The following is a 14865-nucleotide window of genomic DNA, read 5'->3' as shown; positions in this document are numbered from 1 at the left end:
GTCCGATCGTGATCCGCCTTGCGGCGGCCTTCGACATGGAGCGCCTCGCCGGGTATTTCGGCACGCTGTCGGAGAGGGCGCGCCACAACCGCTTCATGGGTCCGGTCAACGACCTGACGATGATTGCCGACAACTGTCTGAAGCCGGGCTGCGGCGACGATCGTTTCGTGTTGTTCGCCGAATTGAGAAAGCACGGACGCAGCCGGATCGTGGGCGAGGCCTGCTATGCCTTCGACCGCGACTCCGGTTGCGGCGAGTTCGCGATTTCGGTGGCCGACGACTGCCGCCGGCAGGGTCTCGGCTCCGCGTTGCTATGGGCGCTGCAGTTCCGCGCCGTCAGCCTGGGCTACTTCCGCCTGTTCGGCGAGGCCCTGAAAACCAACGAGGAGATGGCGGGCTTCGCGCGGAAGGCCGGTTTCGAATGCACGCGGGCGCTGGACTGGCGTGCCGTGCGGTTCGACAAGAACCTGGCCGAATGAATCTGGTCGAATGAATCTGGTCGAGTGGAAGCGGAATCTCCGGCGTCCCCAGGGCGCAACGCCACGCCCCGGGGCGCTCGACGGTCTCCGACTACTCGGCGACCATCTCGCCGGACCCGCCGAACTCGCTCGGAAAATCCTTCAGCTTCGGCAAGCCGTCGCGCATCGGCAGCACCGTCTCGGCGTAGTTGACGTGCACCGCCGGCTTGAAGTCGAGATCGGGAATGGTTGCCGAGAACACGTCGATCATGCCGAGCGGCGGATGGTTGGTCATCAGGTGGCCGCCGCATTTCGCGCAATATTGCCGCTGGCTCACTTCGGTCTTCTGGAACGTCGCGACATTCTCGGCGCCCGCCACGATGCGCACCGCTTCCGGCTTCCAGAGGCTGAAAGCGTTGACGGGGCCGCCCGACCAGGAACGGCAGGAGCGGCAATGGCAATATCCCATCGCCTCGGGCGCGCCGGAAACCTCGATTTCGACCGCGCCACAGAAACACTTGCCTGTCAATTTCATCGCAAATCCTCGTGCTGCGAAAGGCCAGACGTGGATCATCTGGCAGCGGAAGCGTCTTGGACTGTCGCGACCAATTGATGGCGCAAGACGACCGGAAATCTTCCGTCGACCGTTGTGTGCGGTACTTCACACTTGTCATCCCTTCGGAGGATGCCGCCGCGTGATCGATCCGGTAACAGGCGAATGGGCAGAGGAAACGCGACCGCGAGGGGGGAAGGGAGACGACATACATTTTGGCGATTGCACATGACAAATTCCAGTACGCGCGTTGTCGAATTTTCCACAAAGCACATCCCCGAACATGATCGCATCGCTTTCTGGCGGGAGCACTATGGCCAAGTGATGCTCCGCGTGGACATCGAGCCGGATCCGGACACGGTTTTCGAGGCCCACAACCGCACACTGTCCCTGCCGGGGCTGCAACTGATGGATGCTTCGTCGTCGCCGGTGAGGGTGGCGCGTGGCGGCCAATATCTCTCCGACGGCAACGACGACGTCGTCCTTGCGATCAACCGGAGCGGGACGGCGATATTCGAATCGGCGGGCCAGCGGCAGAGCCTCCTCGACGGCGAGGCGATCGTCCTGAGCTGCGGCGAGGCCGCCACCTTCCGTCGCGTCGATCTCGGGAAATCGGTGACGCTGCGCGTGCCGCGTGCGGCGCTGGAATCGTCGGCGGTCAGCATCGACGACGCGCTGATGCGGCCGATTCCCGCCAGTTGCGGGGCGCTGCGGTTGCTGGAGGACTACACCGGCTGGTTCCTGAACGCCGCCGGATCGATCGACGCCCAGATACTCAATCTCTCCGTGCGGCACATTCAGGATCTGGTGGCGCTGACGCTCGGTCCTTCCGCCGGCTTCGCCGAGACGGCGAGAACCCGCGGGTTGCGCGCCGCCCGCCTGAAGCTCGCCAAGGCCTTCGTCGTCGCGCACAGCCATCGCCGCGACATCTCGGTCGCAACCGTCGCCGCGAACCTCAACGTCACGCCCCGCTACGTGCAGCGTCTGTTCGAGGCCGACGGCACGACATTCTCCGAATTCCTGACCGCGCAGCGGCTGGCACGCGCGCATCGGATGCTGTGCGAGCTTTCGTCGAGCCGGATGGCGATCAGCACCATCGCCTATGATGTCGGCTTCGGCGACCTGTCCTATTTCAATCGCTGCTTCCGGCGCCGCTACGGACTGACACCGCGCGAAATTCGCGGTGATGGGACGCGGTGACCGCCCCTCGTCGAGACGAGGTCGCGCGAGCCGAGCTGTGCTTCGGTACCTGCGCGCGGCGCGGCATGACGGTGACGGGCTTGGCTGTCGTCACGGCAAATGGAGGGAGCCCATGAAGGAAGCCTACCTTGTGACGTTCGTCGCCGCCATCATCATCATCATGACGTCGCTCGCCTCGAATCTGCTCAGGGTCGTGACTTTGGGGCCGCTCTCGCTTCCGATGGCCGCCGGATTGAGATCGGCCTGGGAGCTGGCGATGCGCGGCGCGAGGCGGCTCGTCGACGCTCGTGTTGCAGCCATGCTGGCCGAACGCGAGCGGCGCCTCGTCCGCATCCCATGGCATGACGGCGGGTCGCAGCGCCGGACACCGCCCGCATCCGTCAGCGGTCGTGCGCCACGCTCGCAAGCTGCACCTGCGGGGCGTGTATCGTCGTGACGGAAGCCGCCAGCCCCGCGGCAATGATGCACAGCACGCAGAGCCTCATCATCACCGTTCTGCGGTCGCTGATCGGCAGGAACAGGAAGAACATCATCGCGACGACGAGCAACGCATCGAACGCACACAGGGCAAGCATGGGAATTGATCCTCCGTTTCGAGGAAATTGCCATGGCCTCCTGCACCGCGAATGTGGGTGGTCTCACACAGCCCGCCGCGACCGTGGAATTGCGCGGGTCTGACAGCTTACATCCTTTCGCGCGCTTGCTTGTGAGCGTCGAGGTCACCGCGTCGCACTGGGCATCGGGATTCGGAGGCAAATTTGGCGAAAGGCAGACTATGGCCGCACAGTCAAGCAAATGATGACCGAAAACCGGCGTAAAACAGCCGCCGGCTCGCCACAGATCGCCCATATTTCGCCTTACTCGCATCCTCATGATCCTTCCCGACGCTGATGATTTGGGGGGTCGTTTCACACGGTGACGATCCGTTGGGATGGATCAAGAGAGTACCGTCGCCGAACTGCTCGATACTTGTCCGAGATGGCTGCCCGCCGTGGCCGCCGTCTCGGTAGCGCTCGCCATCGCCTCTGCCGCGGCAACCTGGATCGCAGAGCAGGATACGCCACTCCCCGCGCCCCAAACGGCCAAGAACCGCGACGCCTCCCTCAATGGAAGCTTCAATGGACGTTTCGCAGCCGACCTGAGCAGGAAGGCGCCGCCGTCGGCTGCGGAAATCAGGCTCGTGATCGCCAAGGGCCTGCTGGCGCAGAAGCTGAGCGACGACGTCACGATGTCGATGGAGCTGGCCGGTCTCGAAGAGCCGCCCGCGCCGAGCATGCCGGGGGTGCCGTTGCCGCGGCCGCGGCCGGCCGAAGCCAGCGCTCCGCCGCACGAGGCGGACTCGGGACGCGGCGACGATCAAACCCTGTTCCGGAAGCTCTCGGATATCTTTCGGCCGCGCGCGACGCTCGCGGCGCTGACGCCCTTTGACGGCATGCAGGGCGAGGCGCTGGACCTGACCGCGCTCGGCTATGACGGCACCACCGCCGTCTACGACATCTCGGCGCGCGTGGTCTATCTGCCGAACGGATTGCGACTGGAAGCGCATTCCGGCTTCGGCGATACCAAGGACGATCCAAAGCATGTGAACGTGCGCATGGTGGGAGCGACGCCGCCGGCCGTCTATGACCTGAAGCCGCGCGACAAATTGTTTCACGGCATCCAGGCGCTGCGCATGGTCGCAGTGGAAGGCAGCACGCTCGGACGCTCCGGCCTGCTCACCCATGGCTACATGCTCGGTCCCAACGGCGACTCCAACGGCTGCGTGTCGATCAAGGACTACGACCGTTTTCTGGCAGCCTATCAGAAGGGCGACATCAAGCGTCTCGCCGTCGTCACCAGCCTCTCGAACCTGACGATCCGCCAGTCGTCGCTGTAGGCCAAGGAGGGCTCGCCGTCCGGTTGCCGGCTTAGCGGTGCCTTAACTACGGACTTCGCGGGGCCACTGCCCGTCTGCAGCGATCGCGTCTGCTAACGAAATCGAAAATCGTTCCGGCGCAATCTCCCCGCGACGACAACGATAGGGAAAGCAAGTGATGTCGATGAGTGGGGAATCCGTGTTGGAAAACGTGCGCCGCTATCGCGCTATCGCGTCACTCCACCGCCAGACCGCGGCGTTCCGGCCCGTTCAACGCGCCTCGCTGCTGGCGCAAGCGCAGGAATGGGAGGAGTGCGCGATGAAGGAGCTCGAAGCCTATTTCAAAGCCTGCGAGAGCCCGGTGCGCGCGCGGTCGCAGCAGAACCGACCCCACGACACGCTGGAAGTTCCTGCCTATGTCTATCCGCCGAACTGGGAGATGCGTGCGGCGGCGTGAGGCCGCCAACGTGCGACTGGCTGCGGCTCGCGCAGCATGACGGGACCGTGACTGGTCTGATCGTGAGACTGCCATCGTGAGCCTCTCCGTCGAAGCCCTCTGGAAGCTACCTGAAGTCGAGCTGATCGCGTCTTACCATGAGGCGCGCCGCCGCTTCGTGGAGGCCAAGTTCGCTCGCGACACTCAGCGCGCCCGGTTGGAGTGGCTCAAAGCCAAGGCCTTCACGACCGCCACCGGTGGCGTCACCGAGCGCAGGACCGCGGTCGACGTATCGGAGGAACTCGCTCGCAAGGGGCAGGAATTGCGCGAGATGACGCGCGATCTCGATCTGCTCAAGGTCGACGTCGATGTGCATGCCATCGTCATTCGGCAACGCAGCGGACATGCGCCCGGCGAGGCCGAGGCTGAAACGGATGGTGAGGAGCGCGCGCCGGATGGGACCTGACGCGGGCCCTTTCCGGACTCGGTGTTTCTACGGATCGGGCCTTAACGCAATCTTTTACTAACCGCTCGTAAAGGTTACCGGCCCGTCAATCAGCCAGGAACCTTCCGATGTTCAGCTTCAGCCAAAGCAACCCGGAGCTCGAAAGCAAGGTCGAATGGCTGGACACGCTTTCCAACCATTGCGGCATCGGCCTGTGGGATGCGGTGCTGCACCAAGGCGACGCCATGCATCCGAAGGCGAGGTGGACCTGGTCCGCCGAATTTCGCCGGCTATGCGGCTTTCGCTCCGAAGCGGAATTTCCCAACCGCGTGACCTCGTGGTCGGACCGCCTGCATCCGGACGACCGCGACGCGACGTTTGCGGCGTTCGGCGAGACCTGCGCTTCCGGCGTCGGCTATGACGTGAAGTACCGGCTCAAGGTCAAGGATGGCTCCTACCGCTGGTTTCGGGCGACCGGTGGCGTGGTGCTGGACGCCAACCGCAAGCCGCGGCGGGCCTGCGGCTCGCTGGTCGACATCCACGAGGCGATGATCGCCGAGCTGCAGCGCAAGACGGAGTTGCAGCGCCTGGCCGGCGATTTCGAGAAGGCCGTCGGCGAGGTCATCGAGACCGTCAGCGCGGCATCCTCCGAGCTCGAGAAATCCGCTTCCTCGCTGTCCGCGACCGCCGAGAAGGCGCAGGACGTGACGTCGCGCGTTGCGTCGGCCTCGGAGCGCGCCGCCAACAGCGTGAATTCGGTGGCGGCGGCGAGCGAGGAGTTGTCCTCGTCGATCGCGGCGATCGGCCATCAGGTTCAGGAATCGGTCGGGATTGCGAGCGGCGCCGTCGAACAGGCCCGCGTCGCCAATGAGCGCGTCGGCGAGCTCACCAAGGCGGCGGGGCGCATCGGCGACGTCGTCGACCTGATCAACACGATCGCCGGCCAGACCAACCTGCTAGCGCTGAACGCAACCATCGAGGCGGCACGCGCCGGCGAGGCCGGTCGTGGCTTCGCCGTGGTCGCGACCGAGGTCAAGTCGCTGGCGGAGCAGACCGCGAAGGCGACCGGCGAGATCGGTCAGCAGATCACCAGCATCCAGACCGCGACCGAAGTCTCCGCCGAGGCGATCAAGGAGATCGGGGCGACCATCGAGCGCATGTCGCAGATCTCATCCAGCATCGCGGCCGCGGTGCAGGAGCAGGGCTCGGCGACGCGCGGCATCTCGGGCAACGCCCAGCATGCCGTGGCCGGCACGCGCGACGTCAGCGCCAACATCGTCGACGTGCAGAACGGCGCTTCGCAGACCTCGGGCGCTGCCTCGCGGGTCAAGGCGGCGGCCGGCTCGCTCGCCAACGACAGCGCCAGGCTGAAATCTCAGGTCCGGCAGTTCCTCGGCAGCCTCCGCGCCTGATCGCGGGCGTCATCGCGTTACGCTGATCTGCGAATGACCGGCGGACCACGAGCCAGGAGCTGAAGAGCTCGAAAAGATGCGCAATCCAGAGCGCGATTTATCGGCGCCGATGGAACATGTGGCGAGCACGCCGCACCGTTGCCGTGTCGCGCGGGTCCGGCCACGTCAATGCGGCGCCGGCCACACTAATGCAACATTTGCGTTCATCTAGAGGGCGGACCGCCTGCAGCGGGTGCCGGCCATCGGCGCCATCGCTTTCCTGCAAAATGCGGTTGGCCGCAAGGGGCGGTGGGCTTTCCACGGGCAATACCGCGTAAAGTACGGAGTTGGTACATGACTCTCAAGCGTTTGGCTTTCTGGTCTCTTCTCGTTCCTGCTTGCCTGGGCGCCACTCAGATCCGTGCACAGGGCGGCGGCATGCAAGGCAGCTCCGCCCTGCCGGACGCCTGCAAATTGCTGCCGCAGAGCGATCTCGAGGCGTTGTTCCCCGGCAGGCCGGTCGTCAGCAAGGGACCGACCCTGAGCCCGATCTACAAGGGTCCGCAATATTCCGAGGGCTGCATGTACATGGTCAAGCTGCCGAGCCCGACCTCCAAGCTCGAGACCGCCAAGTTCACGACCGTCACCATCGTGCAGTGGGGCGGTGAGACCGAGGGCGTGAACGGCTCCAAGGCGACCTTTGCCAACATGCGTTCCACGCGCGAGAAGATCGTGGCGGATCCGTCGCTGAACCGTCACCTCGAGCCGGCCTCCGGCATCGGCGACGAGGCCCTGCTGGAAACCTCCTCCTCGGAGGTGAAGGTCTCCGTTCGCAAGGGGGACCTGATCTACGTCCTCAATCTCGACATCTACTCGCCGCAGTCCCAGCCGAACGCCGTGGCGCTGGCCAAGCAGGTGGCCGCGCGCTGGAAGGAGGGGGTCGGCATGGTCGAGGCGACCGCGCCGGTCGCCACCAACAACAGCGTCGATATTCCCGAGGACACGCGCACCTCCTCGGTCGCGCCCGTGGACCAGTGGCCGGACGCCTGCGCGTTGCTGACGCCCGAGGACGTTCGCGCGATCTTCGGCGACATGAAGATCGAGCCGCCGCGCAAGACGATGGGGCAGATCAAGTTCGAGTCGCGCATCGACCGCGTCGAGGCCCTGCCCAAGCCGATTCGCTGCTTCTATCAGACCAGCCGGGCCGACCTAGTCAATGGCGAGCGTCATTTCGTCACGCACGACGTCACCTTGATCGTGTCGAACGTGGCGGCCACGCCCGAGCTCTCGAAGAAATACTACCAGGTGGTGCGGAAGGTCGGCGAGGCCCGGACCGAGCTGAGCGGCCTCGGTGACGAGGCCAGCATCAACATCATGAACCAGATCTACATCCGCAAGGGATTGCTCGTGGTCGAAGTCCATGTCGGCGGCGGCGACCGCGACCAGGCCATCCACGACGATGCGACGCGGCGCGCCAACGAACTGGCCAAGCTGGTGTCCGCCAAGCTCCACTGACCGGACCGCTGGCAGCGCGCCGTCGTCGCCCGGCTTGCGCGCCCGCCGAAGCCCCTTGGCGCAGGCGGGACCGGGCGACCCGGTACGCCCCGGCCTATCAATTCAAGCTGAGTTGTCTCTGGGATGCTGGATCACCCGCCTTCGCGGGTGATGACAGTGGAGTATGTGGCGGCGGTCTGCATCGATCACGTCAACTTGCACAGGCTATCGCAACTCCGCCTAAGACCGCCGCCACCCGTTAACCACCTGTTAACCATCCAGGCCTAGCCTGTGGTTACTTTTCGGTTAAACCGGCCGCCGGGTAAGTTCCAGGAGTACCGCGATGCCAGTTGAAACGCTGACATACGCCGCATTTGGCGCGCGTCTGACGATCTCGGCGAAGGCGGCCCGTTCGCTCGCCAAGCGGCTTCGTTTGCCGCGCTCGCTTTCGAATGACGGCAAAGCCATGGTGAGCGTGGATGTCGCGGAGCTGCGGCACACGCCGCGGCCGCGACGCGCTGGTGCGGGCGGCGACACTGCCCCGCTGGCCGGAAGAATCGTGACATTGCAGGCGGAGGTCGCGCGGCTCGAAGCTGTCGCGGCCGGCCACCGGGCCGATTACGAGCGCGAGCGTGAGCGCGCCGACCGCCTGATGGTCGAGCTGTTGCAGGCGACGGCCGAGACCATGGCGGCCAAGGAAGCCGCCGCGCGGCTCGAGGGCTTTCTGCGGGCCGGCGGCCGCGGTCCCGGGTTGAATGACGGCCATGGCCTCGCCACTCGACGGCCGGGTGTCATGGCCGCGGACATCGTGGCGGCGGACCGCAAGGCGTCCAGGTAGCAATCCTCGTTTCCAGCGTGCTGATTAAATCGTGAGGCATAGATGACCGACATCACCGACATTCGCGAGATGAAGGCCCGCATCATCGTGTTCGGGGTCGGCGGCGCCGGCGGCAACGCGGTCAACAACATGATCGCGTCGGGCCTGCAAGGCGTCGACTTCGTCGCCGCCAATACCGACGCCCAGGCGCTGACCATGTCGCGGGCCCGGCGCATCATCCAGCTCGGGGCCGAGGTGACCCAGGGTCTCGGCGCCGGCTCGCACCCTGAGCTCGGCCGTGCCGCGGCCGAGGAGGTCGCCGATACGATCCGTGATCATTTGACCGGCGCGCACATGGTGTTCGTCACGGCCGGCATGGGCGGCGGCACCGGCACCGGGGCGGCGCCGGTGATCGCCAGGATCGCGCGCGAGCTCGGCATTCTCACCATCGGCGTGGTGACAAAGCCGTTCCAGTTCGAAGGGCAGCGCCGCATGCGCTCGGCCGAGTCCGGCATCGCCGAACTGCTCAAGGCGGTGGACACGCTTCTCGTCATCCCGAACCAGAACCTGTTCAGGATGGCCACCGAGAAGACGACCTTCGCCGATGCCTTCGTCATGGCCGATCAGGTGCTCTATTCGGGCGTGGCCTGCATCAGCGATCTGATCGTCAAGGAAGGCCTGATCAATCTCGACTTCGCGGACGTTCTCACGGTGATGCGCGAGAAGGGCAAGGCCATGATGGGCCGGGGCGAGGCTTCGGGCGAGAGGCGCGTGATCAACGCCGCCGTGGCCGCGATTTCCAACCCGCTGATCGAGGACCCCTCGATCAAGCGTGCCTCGGGCCTCATCATCTCCATCACCGGCGGCAAGGACCTCACGCTGTTCGAGATCGACGAAGCCGCGACGCGGATTCGCGAAGAGGTGGACCAGGACGCCAACATCATCGTCGGCGCCACCTTCGATGAGAACCTGCAGGGCTCCGTCCGCGTCTCGGTGGTGGCGACCGGGATCGACAATCCCGGCTCGGCCGCGGCGCAGCCGGCGACGGCGCTGCCGGAGCTCGCCGGCCGGCTGCAGAACGACCACCGTCGCGTGCCCGACCGGGCCGAGCGCCAGGCGCCGCCGCCACAGCCGAAGGCGCCGGTGCTGCGTCCGGCGACCCGTTACAGCGAGGTTCGCTCGGCTCCGGACTATACGCGGCCCGCAGTGGTGCGAGGCCACGATCCGTATGGCCGCTCCGCAGCGGTCCGCAATGCGCTGGTGGACAAGGTTCTCGAGATTCCGGCCTTCCTGGGCCGCAGGGCAAGCTGAATCGGCCTGCTTCCGGCGGGAACGCGAGCGTCGCCGCGTGATTGTCCCGGGGTTCAATTTGCGGTAGGCGTCGGACGAACCTGTTCGTGGAAGCGGTGACATGGCGCGCAACATCCTGATCCTCGGAGCCTCCTATGGCTCCTTGCTGGCGACGAAACTATTGATGGCGGGTCACAACGTGACCCTGGTGTGCCGGAGGAAGACGGCGGAGGTGATCAATCGCGATGGCACCGAAGTCCGTCTCAAGCTCCGTGACGAGCCGGCGCACCGCTCGATCTTCTCGCGTGATCTTCCCGGGAAGCTGGACGCGAGGCCTCCGGCGGACGCGGACATTTCCCGCTACGACCTGGTTGGTCTTGCGATGCAGGAGCCGCAATACACCAACCACACGATCCGGGTCCTGATGATCAAGGTCGCCGCGGCGAAGCTGCCTTGCCTTTCGATCATGAACATGCCGCCCTTGCCCTATCTGAAGCGCATCCCGGCGCTGGCGGGCATGGATCTGGAGGAGGCTTACACCAACGCCCAGGTGTGGGAGCGCTTCGAGCCGGGGCTGATGTCACTGTGTTCGCCCGACCCGCAGGCATTCCGCCCGCCGGACGAGGCGGCGAACGTTCTTCATGTCGGCCTGCCGACGAACTTCAAGGCGGCGGCCTTCGCCGACGACACGCATAATGTTCTGCTCCGGGAGCTGGAAGCCGACATCGATGCCGTGAAGCTCGATGGCCAGGACGTGCCGGTGAAGCTCAAGGTGTTCGATTCGCTTTTCGTCCCGCTGGCCAAGTGGTCGATGCTGCTAACCGGAAACTATCGCTGCATCACCCCGCAGGAGCCGCGATCGATTCGCGACGCGGTGCATGACGACCTGAAGCTCTCGCAATCGATCTATCAGCACGTCGATGCGGTCGCGCGGCGCCTCGGTGCGGATGCGGCGGACCAGGTAGCGTTCGAGAAATACGCCAAAGCCGCCGAAAGCCTGCTCAAGCCCTCGTCGGCGGCCCGCGCGGTGGCCGCCGGCGCGCCGTTCATCGAGCGCGTGGACCTGCTGGTGAAGCTGATCGCGCATGAGCTCGGCATGCCCAATGCCGAGATCGATCGCACCGTCCAGGTCGTCGATCAGAAGCTCAACGAGCGCATCGTCGAGGGCGGCTCCAGCGCGCCGTGATGCTTTCGGCCATGCGGCAGCACGCCAGCTAGATCGTCGCGCGGAGAGCGCTGTACTCGAACAGCCAGTCGTAACGTTCCTTCACGCGATCTTCCTGCCATTCGCGATCGACATAGGCCTTGGCGCCCGCAGCGTCCGCCAAGGTCGGGTTGTGGAAGCGCTTGGCGTTGTCGGCCGATCCACGCACGATTCGCGTCGTTCGCTCGATACGCGCAGCCTCATACTGCTTCAATGCGACCTGCGGGTCATGGTATTTTTCGAGGCAGCGGGCGAGGACCAGCCCGTCCTCGAGAGCCATGTTGGCGCCTTGCGCCAGGAAGGGCAGTGTGGGGTGACACGCGTCTCCGAGCAACGTCACGGCGCCTTGCGTCCATTTTGGCAGCGGCTCGCGGCCGATCAGCGCCCATTTGTACGGCGTGTCGATGTTGCCGATGATCTCGTGGATGTCGGGATGCCAGCCCGCGAAATCGGCCGCGCATTCCTCGCGCGTGCCCGCATCGGTCCATGACTCGCCCTTCCAGTCGTCACGCTCGACGATGCCGACGAAGTTGAGGAGCTCGCCGCGCCGCAGGGGATAGGTCACGACGTGGCCGCCCGGTCCGACCCAGTTGGTGCCGACCAATGCCCGCAGCCGCTCGGGAAGCCGCTCGATCGGGACCAGTCCGCGCCACGCCATGCAGCCCGTGAACGCGGGGCGATCCGGACCGAACAGGGCCTGACGAACCGCCGAGTGGACTCCATCCGCGCCGATCAGGACATCCGCCGTGACGATCGCACCGCCAGCCAGCGAGATGGAAACGGCGCGCTCGGCTGGACGGCAGCCGATGCAGTGTGCGCCGGTCTCGATCACGTCCGCGGATATCGCGTTGACGGCGTCGAGCAGCAGGCGGTGCAGGTCCGCCCGGTGGATCATCAAATAGGGATGGCCGTACCGTTCGACGGAAGCGGCGCCGAGATCGAAGAGCTTCCAGGTGTCGCCCGTGCTCCAGAGCCGGATCTGCTTGCCGGTCGGCTCGCATGCAATCTTTCTTGCCGCGCCGAGAACGCCGATCTGATCGAGGACCTCCGTGCCGTTGGCGCTGATCTGCAGCCCCGCGCCGATCTCCGCCAGCACTTGCGCCTGTTCGTAGACCTTCACCGCGAAGCCGCGCCTGAGCAGCGCAAGCGCCGCCGCCAGGCCGCCTATTCCCGCCCCTGCGATCGCGATGCTGATCGGTTTGTCACCCATCGTCGTTCCCTGCCACTGTCATTCCAGGGCGCGCCACCGGGGTCCGCGCAAAAGCGCGGCCCGATGGCAGGCTCCGCGCCAACCCGGAATCCATGACCACCGATCTTGATGATAGATCGAAGCGAGGTCATGGGCCATGCCTCGGACGACCGCGGTCCTGCTGGGTCACGCGACCGTCGTGATCAGTTCGCCGCTGCGCAAGGCTCATTTGCGCGAAGGGCAGTTGGCGATCTACTTTTTATTGCGCTAGTGTCTTCGCCGCATGTTGACCATTCCCGACTATCGGCTTCGCCTTCCCGGCCCGACGGCCGTCCCCGAACCCATCCGCCAGGCCACCGCGCTGCCGGTCCTCAACCACCGCGGCGCCGAGTTCAGGGCCATGCTGGCGGAATGCCACCAGCGCCTGAAGCCGATCTTCGGCACGGCGCATGACGTTCTCACCTTCGCCGGCTCCGGCACGGCGATGATGGAAGCGGCCCTGGCCAACATCCTGAGCCCCGGCGATGCGGTCCTCGTCGTCGTCGCCGGCCAGTTCGGTGAACGCTTCGTTGCAATCGCTAAAGCCTTCGGCGCGGAGGTCCACGCCCTCGATGTCGAATGGGGCGGCGCGCTCGATGCGGACCGCGTGGCCGCGCGCTTGAGGCAGCGCGCCTACCGCGCCGTGGTGATGGTCCACAACGAGAGCTCCACCGGGGTCGCCTACGACGTCGCGGCCGTCGGGGCGGTGGTGCGGGATACGCCGGCGCTCCTGATCGTCGATTCCGTCAGCGGCCTTGCCGGCGTCGAGATGAAGATGGATGCGTGGGGCGCGGACATCGTCGTCTCTGCCTCGCAGAAATCGCTGATGTGCCCGCCCGGCCTCGGCCTTGCCGCCATCAGCGCCAAGGCATGGCAGGCGATCGGCCGCGACGGCCGCATGCCCTGCTTTTTCGCCGACTTCCGCCGCGCCAGGGCCTCGCTCGACAAGGACGGCACGTCCTTTACGCCTCCGGTGACGCTGGTTTACGGCCTGCTCGTGGCGCTGCGCATGATCGACGCGGAAGGCCTTGCCAACGTGCTTGCGCGTCACGACCGCCTCGCCTCGGCCTTGCGCGCCGGCGTGCAGGCGCTTGGACTTGCGCTCTACAACCAGCCGAGCACCTCATCTGCCACCGTCACCGCCATGAAGGTGCCCGCAGGCCTCGACGGCGGCGCCATCGTCCGGCACATGCGCGAGCGCTATCGCACCGTCATCGCCGGAGCGCGGCATCCGAGCCAGACCGGCAAGGTCATCCGCATCGGCACGATGGGGATGATCGGCGAGGCCGACATCATCACCGATCTGCGTCATCTCGAAGCCACCCTCAACGATCTTGGCAGGCCGGCCGAGGTCCCGCATGCGGGCGTGCGCGCTGCGCTCGACGTGCTTGCCGCCCGCGCTCAAGCTCCCAGAACCAACAAGGCAGCCGACGGAGAACCATCATAATGCGGCGTTTGGGGATCGCAGCGGCGGCGTTCGTGGCCGCGCTGGTCTGGGCTGATGGCGTCGAGGCGGAGCAGCGCATCGTCATCTATTCCGCGAATGATGCGACGCTGAACAAGCTCGTCGCCACCGAGTTCACCAAGGCGACCGGCGTTCAGGCCGACGTCGTCTCGGCGGGCTCCGGCGTCCTGGTCAAGCGCATCGAAACCGAGAAGGATCGGCCGCAGGGCGATATCGTCTGGGGCATCAGCCGCTCGCTGCTGCAATCCAACGTCCAGTATTTCGATGCCTACGCCTCGCAGAACAAGGATGCGATCCCGGTCGAATTCCGCGATCCGCAGGATCGCTGGATCGGCACCAATCTGCACCTGCTCGTCGTGCTGCAGAACACCAAATCCGTGCCGGAGGCTGAGGGACCGAAGAGCTGGGAGGATCTGCTCGCCGCGAAATGGAAGGGCAACGTCGCCTTCACCGATCCGGCCAATTCGGGTTCGGCCTATTCGAATATCACGATGCTCGTCGACTTGTGGGGCGGCGGCAATGCCGGCTGGGACAAGGTCGCAAAGCTGATCGGCAACACCAGGATGCTCAACCGCTCCTCGCTCGTCTTCCAGGGGGTCGGCAACGGCGAATACGGACTGGGTGTCTCGCTCGAATACGCGGGCTATCTCTGGCTCAACAACGGCGCCCCGGTGAAAGTGATCTACCCGTCCGACGGCACCATCGTGCAGATGGAAGGCGTCGCCATCATCAAGAACGGTCCGAACACGCCCGGCGCGCGCCAGTTCGTCGACTACGTCAACCGCAAGGACGTTCGCGAGATGATTCTCAAGGAGACGTTCCGCAGGCCGGCCCGCCAGGATCTCGATCTGCCCAACCTGCCGGGCAAGATGCCGAAACTCTCCGACATCAAGCTCGTGAAATATGACGAGGAAGGCTGGACCGCAAAGCGCGGCGAGACGATGGATCGCATCAAGGACGTGATCCAGGAGACCCGCTGACCTGCGTCGTCGCGCCGGGCGCCCGCGCCAAGCGGCTGAAGCGGGTGCT

General features: G+C 65.6%; 15 protein-coding genes and 1 pseudogene. 13 read left to right on the top strand and 3 right to left on the bottom strand.

Translation table 11 applies throughout. The annotated features are described in order from the left end of the window. The first annotated feature begins 35 nt into the window (after positions 1–35). A complete protein-coding gene (locus JOY90_RS31915; protein ID WP_291695070.1) occupies positions 36–479 on the top strand; it encodes a GNAT family N-acetyltransferase in 444 nt (147 codons plus the stop codon). 91 nt (positions 480–570) lie between these two features. Here JOY90_RS31915 and JOY90_RS31910 read toward each other — a convergent pair whose 3' ends face one another. Continuing rightward, positions 571–993, bottom strand: coding sequence for a GFA family protein (locus tag JOY90_RS31910; protein WP_291695069.1), 423 nt, complete (start codon positions 991–993; stop codon positions 571–573). Positions 994–1239: 246 nt separating this feature from the next. On the opposite strand from JOY90_RS31910, the gene JOY90_RS31905 reads away from it, so the two are divergent. Both JOY90_RS31905 and JOY90_RS31900 read left to right on the top strand, forming a co-directional pair. Further along, positions 1240–2211 (top strand): AraC family transcriptional regulator, encoded by a 972-nt coding sequence (locus JOY90_RS31905; protein WP_291695068.1) that lies wholly within the window; start codon positions 1240–1242, stop codon positions 2209–2211. Between the two features lie 112 nt (positions 2212–2323). Further along, positions 2324–2647: a hypothetical protein gene (locus JOY90_RS31900; protein ID WP_291695067.1), complete on the top strand. Its 324-nt coding sequence runs from the start codon at positions 2324–2326 to the stop codon at positions 2645–2647. Here the strand turns inward: JOY90_RS31900 and JOY90_RS31895 are convergent. Next, on the bottom strand, positions 2592–2786 hold the full coding sequence (locus JOY90_RS31895) for a hypothetical protein (RefSeq protein WP_291695066.1): 195 nt from the start codon (positions 2784–2786) through the stop codon (positions 2592–2594). The genes JOY90_RS31900 and JOY90_RS31895 overlap by 56 nt on opposite strands. 356 nt (positions 2787–3142) lie before the next feature. Between JOY90_RS31895 and JOY90_RS31890 the strand changes: the two genes are divergently transcribed. The 8 genes and pseudogenes from JOY90_RS31890 (at position 3143) to JOY90_RS31855 (ending at position 11125) form a co-directional block, all read left to right on the top strand. After that, the gene (locus tag JOY90_RS31890; protein ID WP_291695065.1) at positions 3143–4087 is read left to right on the top strand and encodes a DUF2778 domain-containing protein; all 945 of its coding nucleotides are present in this window, start codon (positions 3143–3145) and stop codon (positions 4085–4087) included. A gap of 163 nt (positions 4088–4250) precedes the next feature. Continuing rightward, entirely contained in the window at positions 4251–4523 is a 273-nt protein-coding gene (locus JOY90_RS31885; RefSeq protein ID WP_291695082.1) for a hypothetical protein, read from the top strand. A gap of 76 nt (positions 4524–4599) precedes the next feature. Continuing rightward, on the top strand, positions 4600–4968 hold the full coding sequence (locus tag JOY90_RS31880) for a hypothetical protein (protein ID WP_291695064.1): 369 nt from the start codon (positions 4600–4602) through the stop codon (positions 4966–4968). Between the two features lie 107 nt (positions 4969–5075). After that, on the top strand, positions 5076–6359 hold the full coding sequence (locus JOY90_RS31875; RefSeq protein WP_367277018.1) for a PAS domain-containing methyl-accepting chemotaxis protein: 1284 nt from the start codon (positions 5076–5078) through the stop codon (positions 6357–6359). A gap of 417 nt (positions 6360–6776) precedes the next feature. Continuing rightward, positions 6777–7853, top strand: a complete 1077-nt coding sequence (locus tag JOY90_RS31870) for a hypothetical protein (protein WP_291695063.1) — start codon at positions 6777–6779, stop codon at positions 7851–7853. 322 nt (positions 7854–8175) lie between these two features. Further along, entirely contained in the window at positions 8176–8670 is a 495-nt protein-coding gene (locus tag JOY90_RS31865; RefSeq protein ID WP_291695062.1) for a hypothetical protein, read from the top strand. A 42-nt stretch (positions 8671–8712) separates the two neighbouring features. Further along, positions 8713–9762, top strand: a pseudogene (gene ftsZ / locus JOY90_RS31860) (cell division protein FtsZ); the annotation flags it as partial. A 298-nt stretch (positions 9763–10060) separates the two neighbouring features. Continuing rightward, complete coding sequence (locus JOY90_RS31855; protein WP_291695061.1) at positions 10061–11125, top strand: hypothetical protein; 1065 nt, start codon at positions 10061–10063, stop codon at positions 11123–11125. Between the two features lie 28 nt (positions 11126–11153). On the opposite strand, the gene JOY90_RS31850 is transcribed toward JOY90_RS31855, so the two are convergent. After that, positions 11154–12353, bottom strand: a complete 1200-nt coding sequence (locus JOY90_RS31850) for an FAD-dependent monooxygenase (RefSeq protein WP_291695060.1) — start codon at positions 12351–12353, stop codon at positions 11154–11156. A gap of 262 nt (positions 12354–12615) precedes the next feature. Here JOY90_RS31850 and JOY90_RS31845 point away from each other — a divergent pair, with 262 nt between their 5' ends. Together JOY90_RS31845 and JOY90_RS31840 are read left to right on the top strand one after the other, a co-directional pair. Next, a complete protein-coding gene (locus tag JOY90_RS31845) occupies positions 12616–13818 on the top strand; it encodes an alanine--glyoxylate aminotransferase family protein (RefSeq protein WP_291695059.1) in 1203 nt (400 codons plus the stop codon). Further along, a complete protein-coding gene (locus JOY90_RS31840; RefSeq protein WP_291695058.1) occupies positions 13818–14816 on the top strand; it encodes an extracellular solute-binding protein in 999 nt (332 codons plus the stop codon). The genes JOY90_RS31845 and JOY90_RS31840 overlap by 1 nt, the downstream gene beginning before the upstream one ends. The last annotated feature ends 49 nt before the right edge of the window (positions 14817–14865 follow it).

Origin of the sequence: Bradyrhizobium sp. (assembly GCF_019242285.1) — a bacterium.
In the GTDB taxonomy this organism is placed as follows: Bacteria; Pseudomonadota; Alphaproteobacteria; order Rhizobiales; family Xanthobacteraceae; genus Bradyrhizobium.
The sequence above is the reverse complement of the archived record's forward strand: the minus strand, read 5'-3'. Positions and strand labels throughout refer to the sequence as shown.

Excerpts from the sequence above, each read along its gene's own strand:
- JOY90_RS31915 (WP_291695070.1), top strand. The coding sequence starts at position 36 with ATGGAGCGCCTCGCCGGGTATTTCGGCACGCTGTCGGAGAGGGCGCGC.
- JOY90_RS31910 (WP_291695069.1), bottom strand. The coding sequence starts at position 993 with ATGAAATTGACAGGCAAGTGTTTCTGTGGCGCGGTCGAAATCGAGGTT.
- JOY90_RS31905 (WP_291695068.1), top strand. The coding sequence starts at position 1,240 with ATGACAAATTCCAGTACGCGCGTTGTCGAATTTTCCACAAAGCACATC.
- JOY90_RS31900 (WP_291695067.1), top strand. The coding sequence starts at position 2,324 with ATGAAGGAAGCCTACCTTGTGACGTTCGTCGCCGCCATCATCATCATC.
- JOY90_RS31895 (WP_291695066.1), bottom strand. The coding sequence starts at position 2,786 with ATGCTTGCCCTGTGTGCGTTCGATGCGTTGCTCGTCGTCGCGATGATG.
- JOY90_RS31890 (WP_291695065.1), top strand. The coding sequence starts at position 3,143 with ATGGATCAAGAGAGTACCGTCGCCGAACTGCTCGATACTTGTCCGAGA.
- JOY90_RS31885 (WP_291695082.1), top strand. The coding sequence starts at position 4,251 with ATGAGTGGGGAATCCGTGTTGGAAAACGTGCGCCGCTATCGCGCTATC.
- JOY90_RS31875 (WP_367277018.1), top strand. The coding sequence starts at position 5,076 with ATGTTCAGCTTCAGCCAAAGCAACCCGGAGCTCGAAAGCAAGGTCGAA.
- JOY90_RS31870 (WP_291695063.1), top strand. The coding sequence starts at position 6,777 with ATGCAAGGCAGCTCCGCCCTGCCGGACGCCTGCAAATTGCTGCCGCAG.
- JOY90_RS31865 (WP_291695062.1), top strand. The coding sequence starts at position 8,176 with ATGCCAGTTGAAACGCTGACATACGCCGCATTTGGCGCGCGTCTGACG.
- JOY90_RS31855 (WP_291695061.1), top strand. The coding sequence starts at position 10,061 with ATGGCGCGCAACATCCTGATCCTCGGAGCCTCCTATGGCTCCTTGCTG.
- JOY90_RS31850 (WP_291695060.1), bottom strand. The coding sequence starts at position 12,353 with ATGGGTGACAAACCGATCAGCATCGCGATCGCAGGGGCGGGAATAGGC.
- JOY90_RS31845 (WP_291695059.1), top strand. The coding sequence starts at position 12,616 with ATGTTGACCATTCCCGACTATCGGCTTCGCCTTCCCGGCCCGACGGCC.
- JOY90_RS31840 (WP_291695058.1), top strand. The coding sequence starts at position 13,818 with ATGCGGCGTTTGGGGATCGCAGCGGCGGCGTTCGTGGCCGCGCTGGTC.